Here is a 15469-nt window from a genome sequence, read left to right as displayed (position 1 = left end):
TTCAGGTGGAGTGGACTCCCCTGCATATGCGACCGTCTGGCCTGTGAGCGACAAGGCGATCCGGCGGCGGATCACCCGTGACCCCGCGCTCGCGGTCGCGGTGTCGGTCCGGCTCGGTGTCCTCGCTCTGTGCGCGCTGCTGGTGCTCACCGACACCAGCGGCAGCCTCACCCCGGAACTTGCTGCCCTGGCGGCGGTCGCGGCCGCGGTGAGCCTGCCGTTGCCTGCGTCGCGGGTGACCGCACTGCTGCCGCTGTTCGAGGCCGCCGCGGCTGCCCTGATCATGACCGCCTCGGCGATGCTGCCCGAGCCGCTGCTGCCGTATCTGCTGGTGCCGCCGCTGGCCGCCGGCCTGCAGTCCGGGGTCGTGTTCGTGATCGCTACGAGCACAGTCGAACTCGTCGGGCTCGTCCTCGGTCGTGCGATCGGCGGGGAGGTCGGCGGGCGCGCCCAGGTCATCTCGGTCGCCCAGTGGGTGGGCCTGGGGCTGGCCACCGGTCTGGTGGGCGCGTGGGCGCGCTCGGCGCAGCGGCGCGCCAGGCTGGAGTCCGATACGTACGCCGCCGCTCACGGCCTGCTGACCCGGCTGCGCGACATCGCTCGGCAACTGCCGGCCGGCCTGGACGAGGTGAACCTCGCCGAACAGGTGCTCGGTTCGCTGAACAACGCCATCGGGTTCGACCGCGGGGCGCTGTTCGTCCGGGGCGAGTCGGGCCCGTTCACCACCGTGGCGTTCAAGGGCACCGAGCGCGTCGATCTGACCCCGAGCACGAACGAGGGACTCTGGGGACTGGTCTGGCAGTCCGGTCGCGCCCTGCAACGGCCGGGGATGTTCTCCGACCTGTCCCACGGCCAGCGTGCGGTGCTGCCGATGCGTCTCGGCGACCGGCGGATCGGGCTGATCGCCATCGAAGGCGACTCCGACCGGCCCTGGCCCGCCCGTGACCTCCTGCGCGCCGCGGCCATGGCCGACGACGCCGCGCTGCGCATCGACACCGCACAGCTGTTCAGCGACGTCCGGGCGCTGGCCACCGTCGAGGAGCGGCGGCGGCTGGCTCGGGAGATCCACGACGGCATCGCCCAGGACATCGCCTCGCTCGGCTACGTCGTCGACGACCTCGCCGCGACCAGCAACGACCCGCACGCCCGGCAGGCACTGGACCACGTGCGCGGAGAACTGACCCGGCTGGTGACCGAGCTGCGGCTGTCGATCTTCGACCTGCGCAGCGACGTCCAGACCTCGACCGGGCTCGGCTCGGCGCTGTCGAGCTACGTCCGTCAGGTCGGATCGGACTCCGGCCTCACGGTGCACCTGGTCCTGGAGGAAGCCGCCGAACGCCTGCCGATCGAGATCGAGAGCGAGCTGCTGCGGATCGCCCAGGAGGCGGTGACGAACGCTCGCAAGCATGCCCAGGCGAGCAACCTGTGGGTGACCTGCCGGGTCGAGCCACCCAAGGGCTTCCTGCGGGTGGCCGACGACGGCACCGGCCTGGGCGAGCCGCGGCCGGACAGCTTCGGCATGGAGATCATGCGCGAACGGGCCGCCCGGCTCGGCGCGTCGTTGTCGGTCCGCAACCGGGTCGGGGGTGGCACCGTGGTCGAGGTTGGGCTCGGCGGGGCTACCGTCGCCTCAGACGGTGCCGGCTCGGGAAGGGGATGACGATGGCCATCAACGTGCTACTTGTCGACGACCACGACCTGATCCGACAGGGTTTGCGGCGGGCCTTCGAGCGCGACGGCGACTTCGAGGTGGTGGCCGAGGCCGCCTCGCTGGCGGACGCCACCCGACTGCTGGGACTGCTGGAGCCCAACGTGATGATCCTCGACGTCCGGTTGCCCGACGGCAACGGCCTTGAGGCTGCCCGCAAGTTCCGGGCCGACCGCCCCGAACTGGGCATCGTCATCCTCACCATGTACGCCGGTGACGAGCAGCTCTTCGACGCGCTGGAGTCCGGCGCGTCGGCGTTCGTCCCGAAGAACGCGCCGAGCGAGGACGTCGTCGCCGCGGCCCGGCACGCTGCGTCGGCGCCCGGTTCGTTCACCGCCAACGACCTGGCCGAGGCGATGCGGCGACGGATGTCGCCCAGTGGACCGCAGCTCTCGCCGCGGGAGCGCGAAGTGCTGCAGCTGCTCGCCGACGGCCTCGGAGTCGCCCAGATCTCCCGACAGCTGTTCATCAGCGAGTCGACCACCAAGACACACATCTCGAAGCTGTACGAGAAGCTCGGGGCGGGCAACCGCGCCCAGGCGCTGATGACGGCGTTGCGACTCGGTCTCCTGAAGCAGGAGCCACCGTCGCTTTAGCGACCGCAGTCAAGAGCGGATCTCTCGCCATGGCGACCTGTGGGCGTAGCGGTCATAGGACATTCATGGGTACCCCTGTGGCAGACGTGGCGCACGGGACGATCCGCGCCGAATCCTGCCTGAACGGACGACCTTCGGGGGACAAGGGACCGACGTTTGAGGGCGACAAGCGGTGGCACGATGTCGGGTGACGGTCCGCACCGTCACCCGCGGCTGCCCGCGGCAGGGGCAGCAACGACACGCTGGGGGTTCCACCGAACATGCTCACCCGGATTCGCACCATGCTCCGCCGGGATGACGGGGCCTCCGCCGTCGAGTACGGCCTCCTCGTCGCCGCGATCGCGGCCGTGATCGTCGGAGTGGTGTTCCTGCTCGGCAACACCATCCGGGGGAAGTTCCAGCAGACGAACGACTGCATCGTCAGCGGAAGCACGTCCACGTGCGCGCCCGCGGCGCCAGGCACCGGGTCATAGCGGGATCTACCTTGGCCTTCGGGGTTCTCGACTCCGGCCCGGCCCCTTGCCAGCGGGCTATCCGACACTCATGAGCCGACCACTTGCCCCAACGCTCGCGAGCCGACGACATGCCCGACCGCAGGAAGTGCGTGACGATCGTGGCGCGTCGTCGGTCGAGTACGGTCTGATCGTTGTCGCGATCGCCGCGGTCGTGGTCATGGTGGTGGTCTCGGTCGGCAACCTCACCCGACAGCAGTACGAAAAGGCCTGCGACGCCTGGAACGCAGCCGCCCACAGTGGCGATGCAGCGGCCGACCCTGTCCCGGACCCACCGGAGGCCCCGGCGTTCGCCCGGCGCGGCGCCGCGCCCGTGGCGCAGGACCCCGCCCCTACCTGCTGACGTCCACTACCTGCTGACGTCCTCACGCCCCAGCTGATCCAACTCAGCCACTCAGCTCACTCGCCACTCCGGCTGACCGATCGACTCCTCCGGCTCCGCGCACCAGCTCTCGCACGCACCCGTCTTCCGAGCGCCACCGACGCCCGGAGTTGCGCGTCGTACGGCTGCTCAGAAGGTCGACTTGAGTGCCGATAGCGACCACGAGGCGCGCAACGCCGGCAAGGCCTGCGCCAGTAGGACCGCGCCGGGCAACGGGCCGGTTGGCGGCGCGGGTACGACGGGGGACGGGGTCAGCCGGCGACGCGGCCGAAGCCGGAGAAGTGGTCGGCGTACCAGGGGCTGAAGACGCCGATGATCTCCACGCCGGAACGGGGATTCGAGGCGCTGACCATCCGGCCGCCTCCGATGTACAGCGAGACGTGGTGGGCGCCACCTTCGAAGAAGAACACGAGGTCGCCCGGCTGGGCCTGCGACGTCGGGATCGATCGGGTCACGCCCTGCTGCGCCTTGCTGTAGTGCGGCAACGAAACCCCCGCCGCCCGCCACGCCGCCATCGTGAGGCCGGAGCAGTCGAAGGAATCCGGTCCCGAGCCGGCCGCCACGTAGCGGTCCCCGACCTGCTGCAACGCATAGCGAACGGCGATCGCAGCCCGGCCGGCGGCAGGCGCGCTCGGTGCCGGCGCCTTGGGTGGCGTCTTCGCGGTGGTCTCTCGACCAGCCGCGTCACGACTTGCGCGCTCGGCGGCGTTGCGCGCCGCCTCTTCGGCGTCAACCCGGGCCTGCTCTGCCGCGGCGGCTTCGCGGTCGGCTGCCGCCTTGGCGGCCGCCGCGGACTCGATGGCGGCTCGTTCCTGCGCCGACAGCGTGTCGTACAGGTCCTGCGCCGAGGCCAGCCGCGCATCGGCGGTGGCCTTCGCCGCTGCCATGGCGTCGCGCTTGGCGGAGGCGACCTGTTCCTGGGCGGCGACGGCCGCCTCGGCCTGCAGCAGCCGGAGCCGGGCGGTCTGCGTCCGCCGTAACGCCGTGGTCTGCGACCGAGCGACCTGGTCGGCCGCGGCAGCGGAGTCGAGGAAGTCTTGTGGGTTGTCAGCAAGGAGTACCTGCAGCGAAGCGTCCAGCCCGCCGCTGGCGTACGTCGTCCGTACCAACTGGCCGACACTGGCCTGCGCCACATCCAAGTCGGCCTGCAACGTCGCCAACTGCTGCCGCAGCGTGCCTACCTTCGCCTCAACCTCGGCCAGATCGTCCGCAGCAGAGTTGAAGTCCTCCGTCGCCGATTCTGCTTCGGCCTGCAACTGCTGAATCTGCTGCTCGACTTGATCGAGCGAAAGCTGGGGATCGGCACCAGCGGGCGCAGCGGTAGCCATTGCCACTGCGATCACGACCAGCGTCAGCGCACCGGCCACAACCGACCGAAGCGAGCGCAGACCGGCAGACCTCAGCGCCACGAAGGCGACTCCTTACCCACAGGCCGCCTACCGGGTGAGCTGACGGGCTCGGGTACGGGGAAGGTCGCACCCTACGAACGGCCGGCCCGCAGGCTCACCGTCCGACTAGCCCCGGGGAGGTGGGTCCCCGGCTCCGACCCGTTCGCAAGCCTGTCTGCACGCGGTGGACACGCCCCGCGGCGGACGGACGTACAAGGTCAGATTCGGCGGATCGCTCGCGCCCCACCGGCCGGCGGGGCTCACGGGCGACGGCGGTCACGGTAACAGAACGATGACGGCCGACCGGGGAAGTCCAAAAGAACCTGCGCAGCAAGACTTTGCTCGCTGACAACTTGAGCCACAATCGTCACAACACCTGAGTAGTTGCTCAGCATCGCCACCCGGCCTGCCGAGGGCCACCCGGCCTGCCGAGCGGCCGGCCAGCCTGCCGAATCGCCGCCCGGCCTGCGCCGAGGACCGCTAGCCCTGCCGCGAGGCCGGAAACTACCCAAACGGCCGCCCGGCCGGTTCGGGCGCGCGGCGCTAGCCCGTACGGCCGGCCGGACGGGCGCTAGCCCGCGCGAGCCCGGCGGGCCGTCGGGACCAACCGCAGCGGTGGAACCAGACCGGACTCGGCCAGGGCTGCCAGGGCTGCCTGGTCTGTGGAGTCCCAGTCGGCCATCGGGCCGAGCACCGCCGTGACCACACAGTCGTCACAGGCAAGATCGCGCACCGCACAGGTCGTGCAGTCGATGATCACGGCAACCTCCGGCCTCGCGCTACTCGCCGGGCAACCACCCGACGCGAGCACGCTAAGAGGCCGGACCGACAACGACGTCCGCTGCGGCCAAGCGCCGCCGCGACGTAGGGGACCGCCGTGCACGGACAGCAGCGGCGCACGGACCGCAGGGCGTACGGGCCGTCGGGCGTACGGGCCGTAGGGCGTACGGGTTCTAGGGCGTTCCGCCCAGACCAGGTTCGGCCTCCGGGGCACCCGGCTCCGGACGTGCCACGATCTCGATCGCGTCGCTGGCACCGCACCACCGGCAGGTCACCGTCTGCACTCCCCCGCCCAGCAGCTCGGACTCCTCGACCACCGGCTCACCGGCGAGGTCGACGTGCCAGAACTCGCGCACCTGCGTCGTGCGGACCACGTCGAACCTCGTGAGATTGCCGCAATGCGCGCAGCGCCAACGACTCCGCGCGTCCGGTACAGCCGAGGTCACGTCCGGCTCTCCTTCCGATCATTGCCCCCGGCGGCGCAACCTATCGGCAGTCCCGTCGGTCCCGCGCGTCGCACCCGTCACCGTCAGACCCCCGCCCTACCGTCCGTCTCGTGTACCGGACCGCCACCTTCGACGAACTCGGGACGCCGCTGCGCGACGTCACCTTCGTCGTGGTCGACCTCGAGACGACCGGCGGCAGCCCCAGCGACGCCGGCATCACCGAAATCGGCGCGGTCAAAGTTCGCGCGGGAGAAGTGGTCGGGGAGTTCCAGACCCTGGTCAACCCGGATCAGTCGGTGCCCCCGTTCGTCGCTGCCCTCACCGGCATCACCGACCTGATGCTCGTCGGCGCACCCGGCCTGGCGACCGCCGTTCCGGCGTTCCTCGACTTCGCGGCCGGCGCCGTCCTGGTCGCGCACAACGCCGGCTACGACGTCGGTTTCCTCAAGGGCGCCTGCGCCCGGCTCGGGCTGCCCTGGACACCGCCGACCGTCCTCGACACCGTCCGGCTGGCGCGGCAGGTGCTCGTGCGCGACGAGGTGCGCGACTGCCGGCTGGCCACGCTCGCCGCCCATTTCCGCACCACGACGCAGCCGTCGCACCGGGCCCTGGCTGACGCGCGCGCCACCGTGGAGGTCTTGCACGCACTCCTGGAGCGAGTCGGCGACGTCGGGGTGCATTCGCTGGAGGAACTGCTCACCTTCTCCTCCCGTGTGACGACCGCGCAGCGTCGCAAACGCGTTCTCGCCGAGGGGCTTCCGGAGGGTCCCGGGGTGTACGTGTTCGAAGACGACCGGGGGCGGGCGCTGTACGTCGGGACCTCCCGCAGCATCCGTCGCCGGGTGCGCAGCTACTTCACCGCCTCCGAGCAGCGCAGCCGGATGGCCGAGATGGTCGCCCTTGCCCACCGCGTCGTGCCCATCGAATGCGCCACCGCACTGGAAGCGCGGGTTCGCGAGCTTCGGCTCATCGCCGAACGCCAGCCGCGCTACAACCGCCGCTCGCGTCGGCCCGACCGACAGACCTGGGTCAAGCTGACGTCCGAGCCTTTCCCCCGGCTCTCCCTGGTGCGCAATCCGCCCACCAGCGACGCTTCGGCACCGGCGGCCATCGGCCCGTTTCGCAGCCGCCAACAGGCCCAGGCGGCCGTGGACGCTCTGCTGCACGCCATCCCGCTGCGGACCTGTACCCCGCGGCTGTCCGCTCGGCCACGTGGCAGCGCGTGCATCCTCGCCGAGCTCGGCCGCTGCCCGGCGCCGTGCACCGGGGCAATCGGTGTGAGTGACTACGCCGAACTGGTCGCCGCCGCCGAAGCGGCGATGACGGCCGACGCGCGGCCGGTCACCCGCGCGGCCGAGCAGATCATGGCCACGCTGGCCGGTCAGCACCGTTTCGAGGATGCCGGCACCTGGCGCGACCGGCTTGCCGCCTTCGTCCGCGGCGCTGACCGCGCGCAGCGGATCGCCTCGGTCGCGGGCATGGCCGAACTCGTCGCTGCCCGGCCGACTCCCGCCAACGGATGGGAGATCCACGTGGTCCGGCATGGTCGGCTGGCGGGCGCCGCCACCGTCGCGCCCGGGCTCGACCCCCGTCCTGCGGTCGTGGCGCTGCGGGCGACCGCCGAGCAAGCCGCGTCCGGCCTGCAGGGAGCAGCCGCAGCCGCGGAGGAGACCGAGGCGGTGCTGGCCTGGCTTGCCGAGCCGGGCGTGCGATTGGTGCGTCTTGAGGGCGGCAGGTACGACGGGGCCCTGGCCTGGCCGCGCTACGCGGCCGGGCGGGAGCTGGACCGGGTCCGGGCGCCACAGGCCGTGCCGTACGCCGGGGGGTCCGGCGCCCCGTCCCGAGGCGGCCGGCTTCGCGAACGGCCCGCCGGACTCGGCGGCGGCCCGCTGTCCGCGAGCCGGATCGCCGCCTCCTGACGACCCGACGGTGGTGGCCAGGTCGTCGGTAGGAGTGACAGGGCCGTCAGCCGGAAACGGTGTCGCGTCCATGGCGCGAGCAGGGCCCACCCGGCGCGAACGTTGTGGCGGCCACCGCCCACCCCGGCGGAAAGCTGCGTCGCGACCGGTGCTCAGGCCGTGCGAGCGGCCCCGCGACCGGTGCTCAGGCGGAGGTGGTAGCGAGACCCTGCGCGACGTCGATCCAGCGATCCAAGGTGACCAGGGCGTCGCCGGACGCCAGGACGTCGCGGGCGCGCTGCAACGCCGGCGCCAGCCGGTCGCCCACGGGCGCGGCCGCCGCTGCAGAGTCGGCAACCGCCGCGGCGGCGACGAGTCCCGCGGCCGCGTTGAGCGCCACGGCGTCGGACACGGCCGCGTCGCGGCCGGTCCGGGAGCCGCCGAGCACGGACCGCAGCACAGCCGCGTTGACGTCCGCGTCACCGCCGACGAGTGCGCCGGCGGCCGGCGCCTCGATGCCGTACGCCGCCGCGTCGACGACGCACTCCCGCACCGAGCCGTCCCCCGCGGTGGCGTCCCAGACTCGGGTAGCGCCGTACACCGTGATCTCGTCCAGACCGTCCTCGCCACGGACGACCAGCGCCGATACGCCCCGACCCGCCAGGACCGCGGCGAGGACCGGCGCCAGCCGCCGGTCGGCGCAACCGACCAGCGCCGCAGCCGGCCGGGCCGGGTTGGCCAACGGTCCCAGGACGTTGAACACCGTCGGTACGCCGATCTCCCGGCGTACCGGACCCGCGTGCCGCAGCGCCGGATGGAACGCCGCAGCGAAGCAGAACGCGATCCCCGCGGCGTCGACACAGGCGGCGACCTCCCGCGGGCCGAGGGCCAGCGGGAGCCCGAGCCGCTCCAGGACGTCCGCGGTACCGGTCAGCGACGACGCCGCCCGGTTCCCGTGCTTGACGACCCGGACCCCGGCCGCGGCACACACCAGGGCCGCCATGGTCGAGATATTGACCGTGTGGGCCCGGTCGCCGCCGGTACCGACGACGTCCAGCGCGGTGCCGGGGACGTCGACGGCCACGGCGTGATTCAGCATGACTTCGACCAGCGCGCCGATCTCGGCGGCGCTCTCCCCCTTGGCCCGCAACGCCACGACGAAGGCCGCCACCTGGGCCGGCGTGGCCGCGCCCGTCATGACCTGCTCCATCGCCCAACGGGAGACCGGCGCCGGCAGGTCCTCACCGCGCAGCAGGCCGGCCAGGACGTCGGGCCAGGCGGCCGCCGTCTCCCTCGCACCGACAGCCGCTGCCGTACCAGCGAACCCGGGCGTATCGCCGACGCCGTTCACGATCACCCAGCGGGCAGTTCGACGACCCGTCGCCGCAGCAGCGACGCCGTCGCCTCAGCCAACGACAGCGGGTCGATCGGATGCGGTACGACCGCGTCGGCCCGGGACCAGGTCGCCAGCCAGGCGTCCTGCGGGCGGCCGGTCAGGACCAGGATCGGCGGGCAGCGGAAGATCTCGTCCTTCAGCTGCCGGCAGATCCCCATCCCGCCGGCGGGGACCGCCTCGCCGTCCAGGATCGCCACGTCGATCCCGCCGGCGTCCATCCGCCGGATCAGGGCGGGCTCGGTGGCGCACTCGACGTACGACACCGCCGGCAACTCGGCAGCGGGACGACGGCCCAGCGAGAGCCGGACGTGTTCGCGCACGGTGACGTCGTCGCTGTAGACGAGGACGGTCAGCGTGCGCGACGGCCGCGGTGCCTCGGTGCTCATGGTCCCCTCGCGTGTCGAGCCGGTCCGTCCGACGACGCCGGCGGAGCGCCGCGATCGTATCGGTCGGCCTCGCCGCCTGGGGCCGCCGGTCACGGCGCTCGCCCGCCTCGTGAGATCGGCTCGCCCACACCGGCTCACCCGCTCACCGTCGCAATCACTGTGGCTGCCCGGCCGGCCGACGTACCGGCCCGCCGCCGCTCAGAAACGACCGCTCGACACGGTCCGGACACGCCGCCGACGAAGGTGGGGGGTCGTGCGGTGCGGTGGGCCCAGACCTGCCAGAATGCGCCGCGTGGCGACCGCATCGGCTGTAGAACCTCGCGTCCACACTGCCGCAGCACGTCCCAACATGACGGCGGTTGGCACCATCGTCTGGCTGTCCAGCGAGTTGATGTTCTTCGCGGCCCTGTTCGCGATGTACTTCACCGTCCGCTCGGTGAACCCGGACCTGTGGGCCGAGGAGACCAAGCTCCTCAACGTCCCGTTCGCCACGGTCAACACCACGATCCTGGTGCTGTCCAGCGTGACCTGCCAGCTGGGCGTCTTCGCCGCCGAGCGCGGCGACGTCAAGGGACTGCGCCGTTGGTTCGTCATCACCTTCGTCATGGGCGCGGTGTTCGTCGCCGGTCAGATCACGGAGTACGCCGAGCTCGTCAAAGAGGGACTGACCCTCTCCGCCAACGGATACGGCTCGGTCTTCTACCTCACGACCGGGTTCCACGGCCTGCACGTGACCGGCGGTCTGGTCGCCTTCCTGTTCGTGCTGGCCACCACCTACGTGACACGCCGGTTCACCCACGACCAGGCGACGCGTGCCATCGTCGTGTCGTACTACTGGCACTTCGTCGACGTCGTCTGGATCGCGCTGTTCTTCATGATCTACGTGCTCAAATGACGGCGCCTCGTCCTCGCCGTCCCCGTCCCCTCGCGATCGAGGTCTCCAGGTGAAGTCCCGAACCCCGCGGCGGCGCCACCCCGTGGTGGCAGCCGCGCTGCTGCTGGGCGCATTGCTGGCGACCGGCGGTCTGTACGCCGCCGTGAGCTCGGCCGGCACCGCCGACGCCGCTGCCACCGTCGGCAGCGCGACCGCGGTCGAGTCGGGCAAGCAGCTGTTCCTCGAAGGATGTTCCAGCTGCCACGGGTTGGCAGCGCAGGGCACCTCCAGCGGCCCCAGCCTGATCGGCGTGGGCGCGGCCGCCGTTCACTTCCAGATGTCGACCGGGCGGATGCCGCTGGCCACGTCCGGTGTCCAGGCACCGGTCAAGCCACGGCAGTACACCGAGGAAGAGATCAGCCAGATCGCGGCGTACATCGCGTCGCTGGCGCCCGGCCCCGCCCGGCCGACCTTCGACGACCTCGACTTCGCCAAGGCCGACCTCGCACTGGGCGGCGAGCTGTTCCGGCTGAACTGCTCGCAGTGCCACCAGGCGATGGGCCAGGGCGGTCCGCTGCCCAACGGTGCCTACGCACCGTCGCTGATGAACGCCACGCCCGAACAGATCTACGAGGCGATGCTCACCGGCCCGGAGAACATGCCCGTGTTCGGCGACGGCACGCTCACGCCCGACGACAAGCGCGACATCATCGCCTACATCGAGGCGCTCAAGACCGCGCCGGACGTCGGCGGGATGGGGCTCGGCCGGCTCGGGCCGGTCAACGAGGGTCTGTTCATCTGGGTCGCCGGACTCGCCGCGCTCATCGCCGCGGCCGTGTGGATCGGGGTCAAGTCACGATGACCGAGCGCACTCCCAGCGGAGACGTCGTCCCGGCCGAGCAGGGCACGCCCGAGCAGCGCCACGGGTCGCAGCAGATCGCCCACCACCAGCACCGGCCGCGCCGGACCGACGTCGACCCGGCGGCCGCCCGGCGCGCCGAGCGCCAGGTCGCCACGCTGTTCGGGCTGTCGATCGTCATGGTCGTGCTCTTCGTCGCCGGCTACGTCGGCATCGACAAGCACGCCACGATCGACCTCTGGCTGTTCGGGACGACGAGCACGATGAACCTCGTCCTGGGGTTGACCTTCGGGCTGGGCACGCTGTTCATCGGCGCCGCGGCCATTCAGTGGGCGAAGAAGCTCATGCCCGATATCGAGGTCGTGGCCGACCGGCATCTGCTGAAGTCCGAGCCGGAGGTCACCGAGGAAACGATCGCGATCTACGAGCAGGGTCGCGACGACTCCGGCTTCGTCGCCCGGCCGATCATCCGCCGCTCCCTGCTGGCGGCGATGGCGATCTTCCCGATCCCGCTGATCGTGCTGCTGCGCGGCCTGTGGTCGCCGGCCGACGGCAACGAGAACCCCGGCGCCATTCTCAAGAAGACGATGTGGGCGGACGGCGAGCGGATCGTCGTCGACGGGACGAACGACCCGATCCGCCCCGAGGACATCCCGCAGGGCGGCCTGGTGAACGCCGTACCGGCCAGCCTGCAGGAGGTCCAGGAGGAAGAGGGCACCCAGAACGCCCGGGCGAAGGCCGCGATCATCCTCGTGCGGATGACGCCGGACGAGATCCGCAGCCAGCAGGGCGGTACGCCGGAGGACCCGTGGGACTACCAGGGCATCCTCGCCTTCTCGAAGATCTGCACTCACGTCGGCTGCCCGATCTCGTTGTACGAGCAGCGGACCCATCACCTGCTCTGCCCGTGCCACCAGTCGACGTTCGACCTGGCTGACTCCGGCGTCGTGGTCTTCGGACCGGCCGCCCGGCGCATGCCGCAGTTGCACATCGGTGTGGACGCGCAGGGATACCTGGTGGCGCGCGGGGACTTTGCCGAGCCTGTGGGCCCGAGCTTCTGGGAGATCGGATGAGCGCCAACACGGCCCCGGAGAAGATCGGTGGCGGCCTGGCCACCTACGTCGACGAGCGTGCCTCGACCAACCGCTGGCTGCGCCGCAACCTGAACAAAGTCTTCCCCGACCACTGGTCGTTCATGCTCGGTGAGATCGCGCTCTACAGCTTCATCGTCCTGCTGCTCACCGGCACCTACCTGACGCTGTTCTTCAAGCCGTCGATGGCGGAGGTCATCTACGACGGTTCGTACGCTCCGCTGCGCGGCATCCACGTCTCCGAGGCGTACGCCTCGACACTGGACATCTCGTTCGACGTCCGCGGCGGGCTGCTGATCCGGCAGATCCACCACTGGGCCGCCTTGATCTTCATCATGGCGATGATGGTCCACCTGTTCCGGGTCTTCTTCACCGGCGCATTCCGCAAGCCGCGCGAACTGAACTGGGCCATCGGCACCGGGCTGCTCACGCTGGGGATCCTCGAGGGTTTCACCGGCTACTCGCTGCCGGACGACCTGCTGTCCGGCTCCGGCCTGCGGATCGCCTCCGGCATCGTGCAGGGCATTCCCATCGTCGGCACCTGGCTCGGGTTCCTGCTCTTCGGTGGAGAGTTCCCAGGGTCGGACATCATTCCCCGGCTTTACACCGTGCACATCCTGCTCATGCCCGGGCTGATCCTCGCCCTGGTGACGGTGCACCTCATGCTCGTCTGGTACCAGAAGCACACCCAGTTCCCGGGAGCCGGGCGGACGCAGGACAACGTCGTCGGCTACCCGCTGATGCCGATCTACATGGCCAAGGCCGGCGGCTTCTTCTTCGTCGTCTTCGGGATCATCATCCTGATCTCGGCGCTGATACAGATCAACCCGATCTGGTTCTTCGGGCCGTATACCCCGGATCAGGTGTCGGCCGGCACACAGCCTGACTGGTACATCGGCTTCCTCGACGGCGCGCTGCGGCTGATGCCGAACTGGGAGTTCTCGCTGTTCGGCGGGCTATGGAGCATGAACGTCTTCATTCCGACGATCATCGTCCCCGGGATCCTCTTTACGATCCTCGGCGCCTACCCGTTCATCGAGAAATGGGTCACCGGCGACAACAACGAGCATCACCTGCTGGACCGGCCGCGCAACGCACCGACCCGTACGGCGTTCGGCGCCATGGCGATTTCGTTCTACCTGCTGCTGTGGATCGGCGGCGGCAACGACACGATTGCCTACGCGTTCGGGCTGTCGTTCAACACGGTGATCTGGTTCCTGCGGATCTCGCTGTTCGTGATCCCGCCGATCGTGTTCGTCATCACCAAGCGGGTGTGCCTCGGCCTGCAGCGCCGCGACCGCGACAAGCTGCTGCACGGTCGCGAGACCGGCCGGATCCTGCGGCTGCCGCACGGTGAGTTCATCGAGATCCACGAGCCGATCGGCGAGCAGGAGCAAGCGGTCCTGCTGTCCAAGCCCGACATCGTGCCGCTGCCGGAACCGCCGGCAACCGACGAGAACGGCGTGGCCAACCCGGGCGCCCGTACCGGCAAGATCCGGGCCGGTCTGTCGCGCTTCTGGTACTCCGACAACGTTCAGAAGCCGTCGGCCGCAGAACTGGCCGCGGCTGCTGACCACGCCGCACACGAGGCCGCCCTCGAAGACGAGTCCGAGCGTCAGGCGATCACGTCCGGGGACGGCAGCTCACACAACTGACCCCAGCTCGGCCGGGCCCAGCGCGGGCAGTCGTGCCCCGCGCTTCTCGTTGCCGCGGCGGTCCGGCGTCCTCAGTGACTGGACGCCAGGGCGGAACCCTTGAGCCAGTCGGCCCAGGACTCGTTCCACACCGTGATGCCGTTGCCGAGGTCCTGCTGCCGGCTGGTGCCGGTGACCACCACGACGTCGCCCAGATGCGTGTTGTCGTACAACCACTTCGCGTTGGTCACGCTCATCCCCACGCAGCCGTGGCTGACGTTCGCCGATCCCTGCGAGCCGGTCGACCAGGGTGCACCGTGCAGGAACTCGCCGGAGTTCGTGATGCGCATGGCGTACGGGGCGGTCACCCGGTAGTACTCGGGGTCGCTGTGATCCGTACCGCCGGACGCCGCGTCCATCACCCGGCTGACTTCCCGGGTCATGATCACCTTGATGCCGCTACGGGTCTCGAAACCCGACTTGCCGGTCGTGATGCCCGCGGTGCGGACCGTCTTGCCGTTGACCTGCACCGTCATCCGGTGCTTGGCCGCGTCGACGTTGATGATCATGGCGTCGGCGGTCCGGAAGGTGTACGTCTCGTCCTTGGCCCCGTAGTTGTCGCTGTTACCCAGCCGCACGCCACGCAGGTTCGCGGCAACCAAGATCGTGGAGTTCGCCGGCCAGTACGTCTGCGGCCGGTACTGCAGGACCGTGTCGCTCTGCCAGGACCAGGCCCCCGGGGCGGCCGGGACGGACGACGTGACGATCAGGTTGCGCTCGACGGCCGCGCGCGCCGCCTGCCCGGCGACCGCACGATCGAGGGTGACGGTGATGGGCATCCCGACGCCCACGACGGCGTCGGCCGCCGGAGTCACCGACGCCACGCGCAGCAGCCGGGTCGGCGTCAAGGTGGTGAACTCGCTCTGCGTCGTCGTCGGCACACCGCGGCTGTCGACAGCGTCAGCCTTGACCCGGTATGTCGTCCCGAACGCCAGCGACGTCGACGCGGAGGTCCAGGTGGCGCCGTCCTCGGAGATGGCGCCGGCGACCACCACGCCCTTCGGGCCGGTCACCGACACCGACGTCAGCCAACCGTCCTCGGCGGTCAGCACGACCGGCTCGTCCACCGCCACGTCAGTCTGGCCCAGCACGGGGGCGTCGATCGTCGCGCTGCTCTGGGTACCGCTGGGCGAGGTGGACAACCGCAGCGCCGGACCGCACGCGCTGACCGCCACGATCGCCGCAACCGCGGCAGCACCCGCGGCGACCGCCCGCACCCGCACGACAGTTCGACCTGCCTGGCCCACGGCCCTGCCCCTTCTGCTGGGCCACGCCGGGCCCGTCTGCCGCAGCTCCGGATCGCGGAGCCTGTCCACCCTCCGGCGCTGTTGCCCGGGAGACGTCGGTCCCGCTGCTACCGAACGACTATCGGACATCGTCGGTGGGCGCGGGACCGCCGAGGACATCCTGCGCAGGACAGCGCCGACGAGTCCAGCCGAGCGGGGCAAGCGTGGTCGGA

At 70.7% G+C, this 15469-nt stretch carries 15 protein-coding genes; 9 read left to right on the top strand and 6 right to left on the bottom strand.

The features are described 5' to 3' along the window. The first annotated feature begins 43 nt into the window (after window positions 1-43). The 4 genes from EPO13_00750 to EPO13_00735 all read left to right on the top strand — a co-directional run bounded on the left by EPO13_00750 (window position 44) and on the right by EPO13_00735 (window position 3159). Window positions 44-1660, top strand: a complete 1617-nt coding sequence (locus EPO13_00750) for a hypothetical protein (GenBank protein ID TAK71059.1) — start codon at window positions 44-46, stop codon at window positions 1658-1660. After that, window positions 1657-2304, top strand: a complete 648-nt coding sequence (locus EPO13_00745; GenBank protein ID TAK71058.1) for a response regulator transcription factor — start codon at window positions 1657-1659, stop codon at window positions 2302-2304. The genes EPO13_00750 and EPO13_00745 overlap by 4 nt, the downstream gene beginning before the upstream one ends. Window positions 2305-2564: 260 nt before the next feature. Further along, entirely contained in the window at window positions 2565-2777 is a 213-nt protein-coding gene (locus EPO13_00740; protein ID TAK71057.1) for a Flp family type IVb pilin, read from the top strand. Window positions 2778-2847: 70 nt separating this feature from the next. After that, window positions 2848-3159, top strand: a complete 312-nt coding sequence (locus EPO13_00735; GenBank protein ID TAK71056.1) for a Flp family type IVb pilin — start codon at window positions 2848-2850, stop codon at window positions 3157-3159. 290 nt (window positions 3160-3449) lie between these two features. On the opposite strand, the gene EPO13_00730 is transcribed toward EPO13_00735, so the two are convergent. From EPO13_00730 to EPO13_00720, 3 genes are all read right to left on the bottom strand, one after another. Further along, entirely contained in the window at window positions 3450-4607 is a 1158-nt protein-coding gene (locus EPO13_00730; protein ID TAK71055.1) for an NlpC/P60 family protein, read from the bottom strand. Window positions 4608-5157: 550 nt separating this feature from the next. Next, window positions 5158-5346: a hypothetical protein gene (locus EPO13_00725; GenBank protein TAK71054.1), complete on the bottom strand. Its 189-nt coding sequence runs from the start codon at window positions 5344-5346 to the stop codon at window positions 5158-5160. 193 nt (window positions 5347-5539) lie between these two features. After that, a complete protein-coding gene (locus EPO13_00720) occupies window positions 5540-5812 on the bottom strand; it encodes a hypothetical protein (protein ID TAK71053.1) in 273 nt (90 codons plus the stop codon). A gap of 110 nt (window positions 5813-5922) precedes the next feature. Here EPO13_00720 and EPO13_00715 point away from each other — a divergent pair, with 110 nt between their 5' ends. Continuing rightward, window positions 5923-7731, top strand: coding sequence for a DEDD exonuclease domain-containing protein (locus tag EPO13_00715; GenBank protein ID TAK71052.1), 1809 nt, complete (start codon window positions 5923-5925; stop codon window positions 7729-7731). Between the two features lie 184 nt (window positions 7732-7915). Here EPO13_00715 and trpD read toward each other — a convergent pair whose 3' ends face one another. Beyond that, window positions 7916-9061 carry an anthranilate phosphoribosyltransferase gene (gene trpD / locus EPO13_00710; protein ID TAK71051.1) on the bottom strand — a complete coding sequence of 382 codons (1146 nt, stop codon included), beginning with the start codon at window positions 9059-9061 and terminating at the stop codon, window positions 7916-7918. A gap of 2 nt (window positions 9062-9063) precedes the next feature. Continuing rightward, the gene (locus EPO13_00705) at window positions 9064-9492 is read right to left on the bottom strand and encodes a hypothetical protein (GenBank protein ID TAK71050.1); all 429 of its coding nucleotides are present in this window, start codon (window positions 9490-9492) and stop codon (window positions 9064-9066) included. Between the two features lie 283 nt (window positions 9493-9775). Here EPO13_00705 and EPO13_00700 point away from each other — a divergent pair, with 283 nt between their 5' ends. The 4 genes from EPO13_00700 to EPO13_00685 are packed head-to-tail and all read left to right on the top strand — an operon-like array spanning window position 9776 to window position 13971. Beyond that, a complete protein-coding gene (locus EPO13_00700; protein TAK71049.1) occupies window positions 9776-10387 on the top strand; it encodes a heme-copper oxidase subunit III in 612 nt (203 codons plus the stop codon). Window positions 10388-10436: 49 nt separating this feature from the next. Beyond that, entirely contained in the window at window positions 10437-11228 is a 792-nt protein-coding gene (locus EPO13_00695) for a c-type cytochrome (protein TAK71048.1), read from the top strand. Beyond that, the gene (locus tag EPO13_00690) at window positions 11225-12298 is read left to right on the top strand and encodes a Rieske (2Fe-2S) protein (protein ID TAK71047.1); all 1074 of its coding nucleotides are present in this window, start codon (window positions 11225-11227) and stop codon (window positions 12296-12298) included. Before EPO13_00695 ends, EPO13_00690 begins: the two co-directional genes overlap by 4 nt. Further along, window positions 12295-13971, top strand: a complete 1677-nt coding sequence (locus EPO13_00685) for a ubiquinol-cytochrome c reductase cytochrome b subunit (GenBank protein TAK71046.1) — start codon at window positions 12295-12297, stop codon at window positions 13969-13971. Before EPO13_00690 ends, EPO13_00685 begins: the two co-directional genes overlap by 4 nt. Window positions 13972-14042: 71 nt before the next feature. On the opposite strand, the gene EPO13_00680 is transcribed toward EPO13_00685, so the two are convergent. Next, window positions 14043-15257, bottom strand: a complete 1215-nt coding sequence (locus EPO13_00680; GenBank protein TAK71045.1) for a L,D-transpeptidase — start codon at window positions 15255-15257, stop codon at window positions 14043-14045. Window positions 15258-15469: the final 212 nt, after the last annotated feature.

This window comes from Actinomycetota bacterium, from assembly GCA_004297305.1.
GTDB lineage: Bacteria > Actinomycetota > Actinomycetes > S36-B12 > FW305-bin1 > FW305-bin1.
This window is presented reverse-complemented; position numbering and strand designations above follow the sequence as displayed.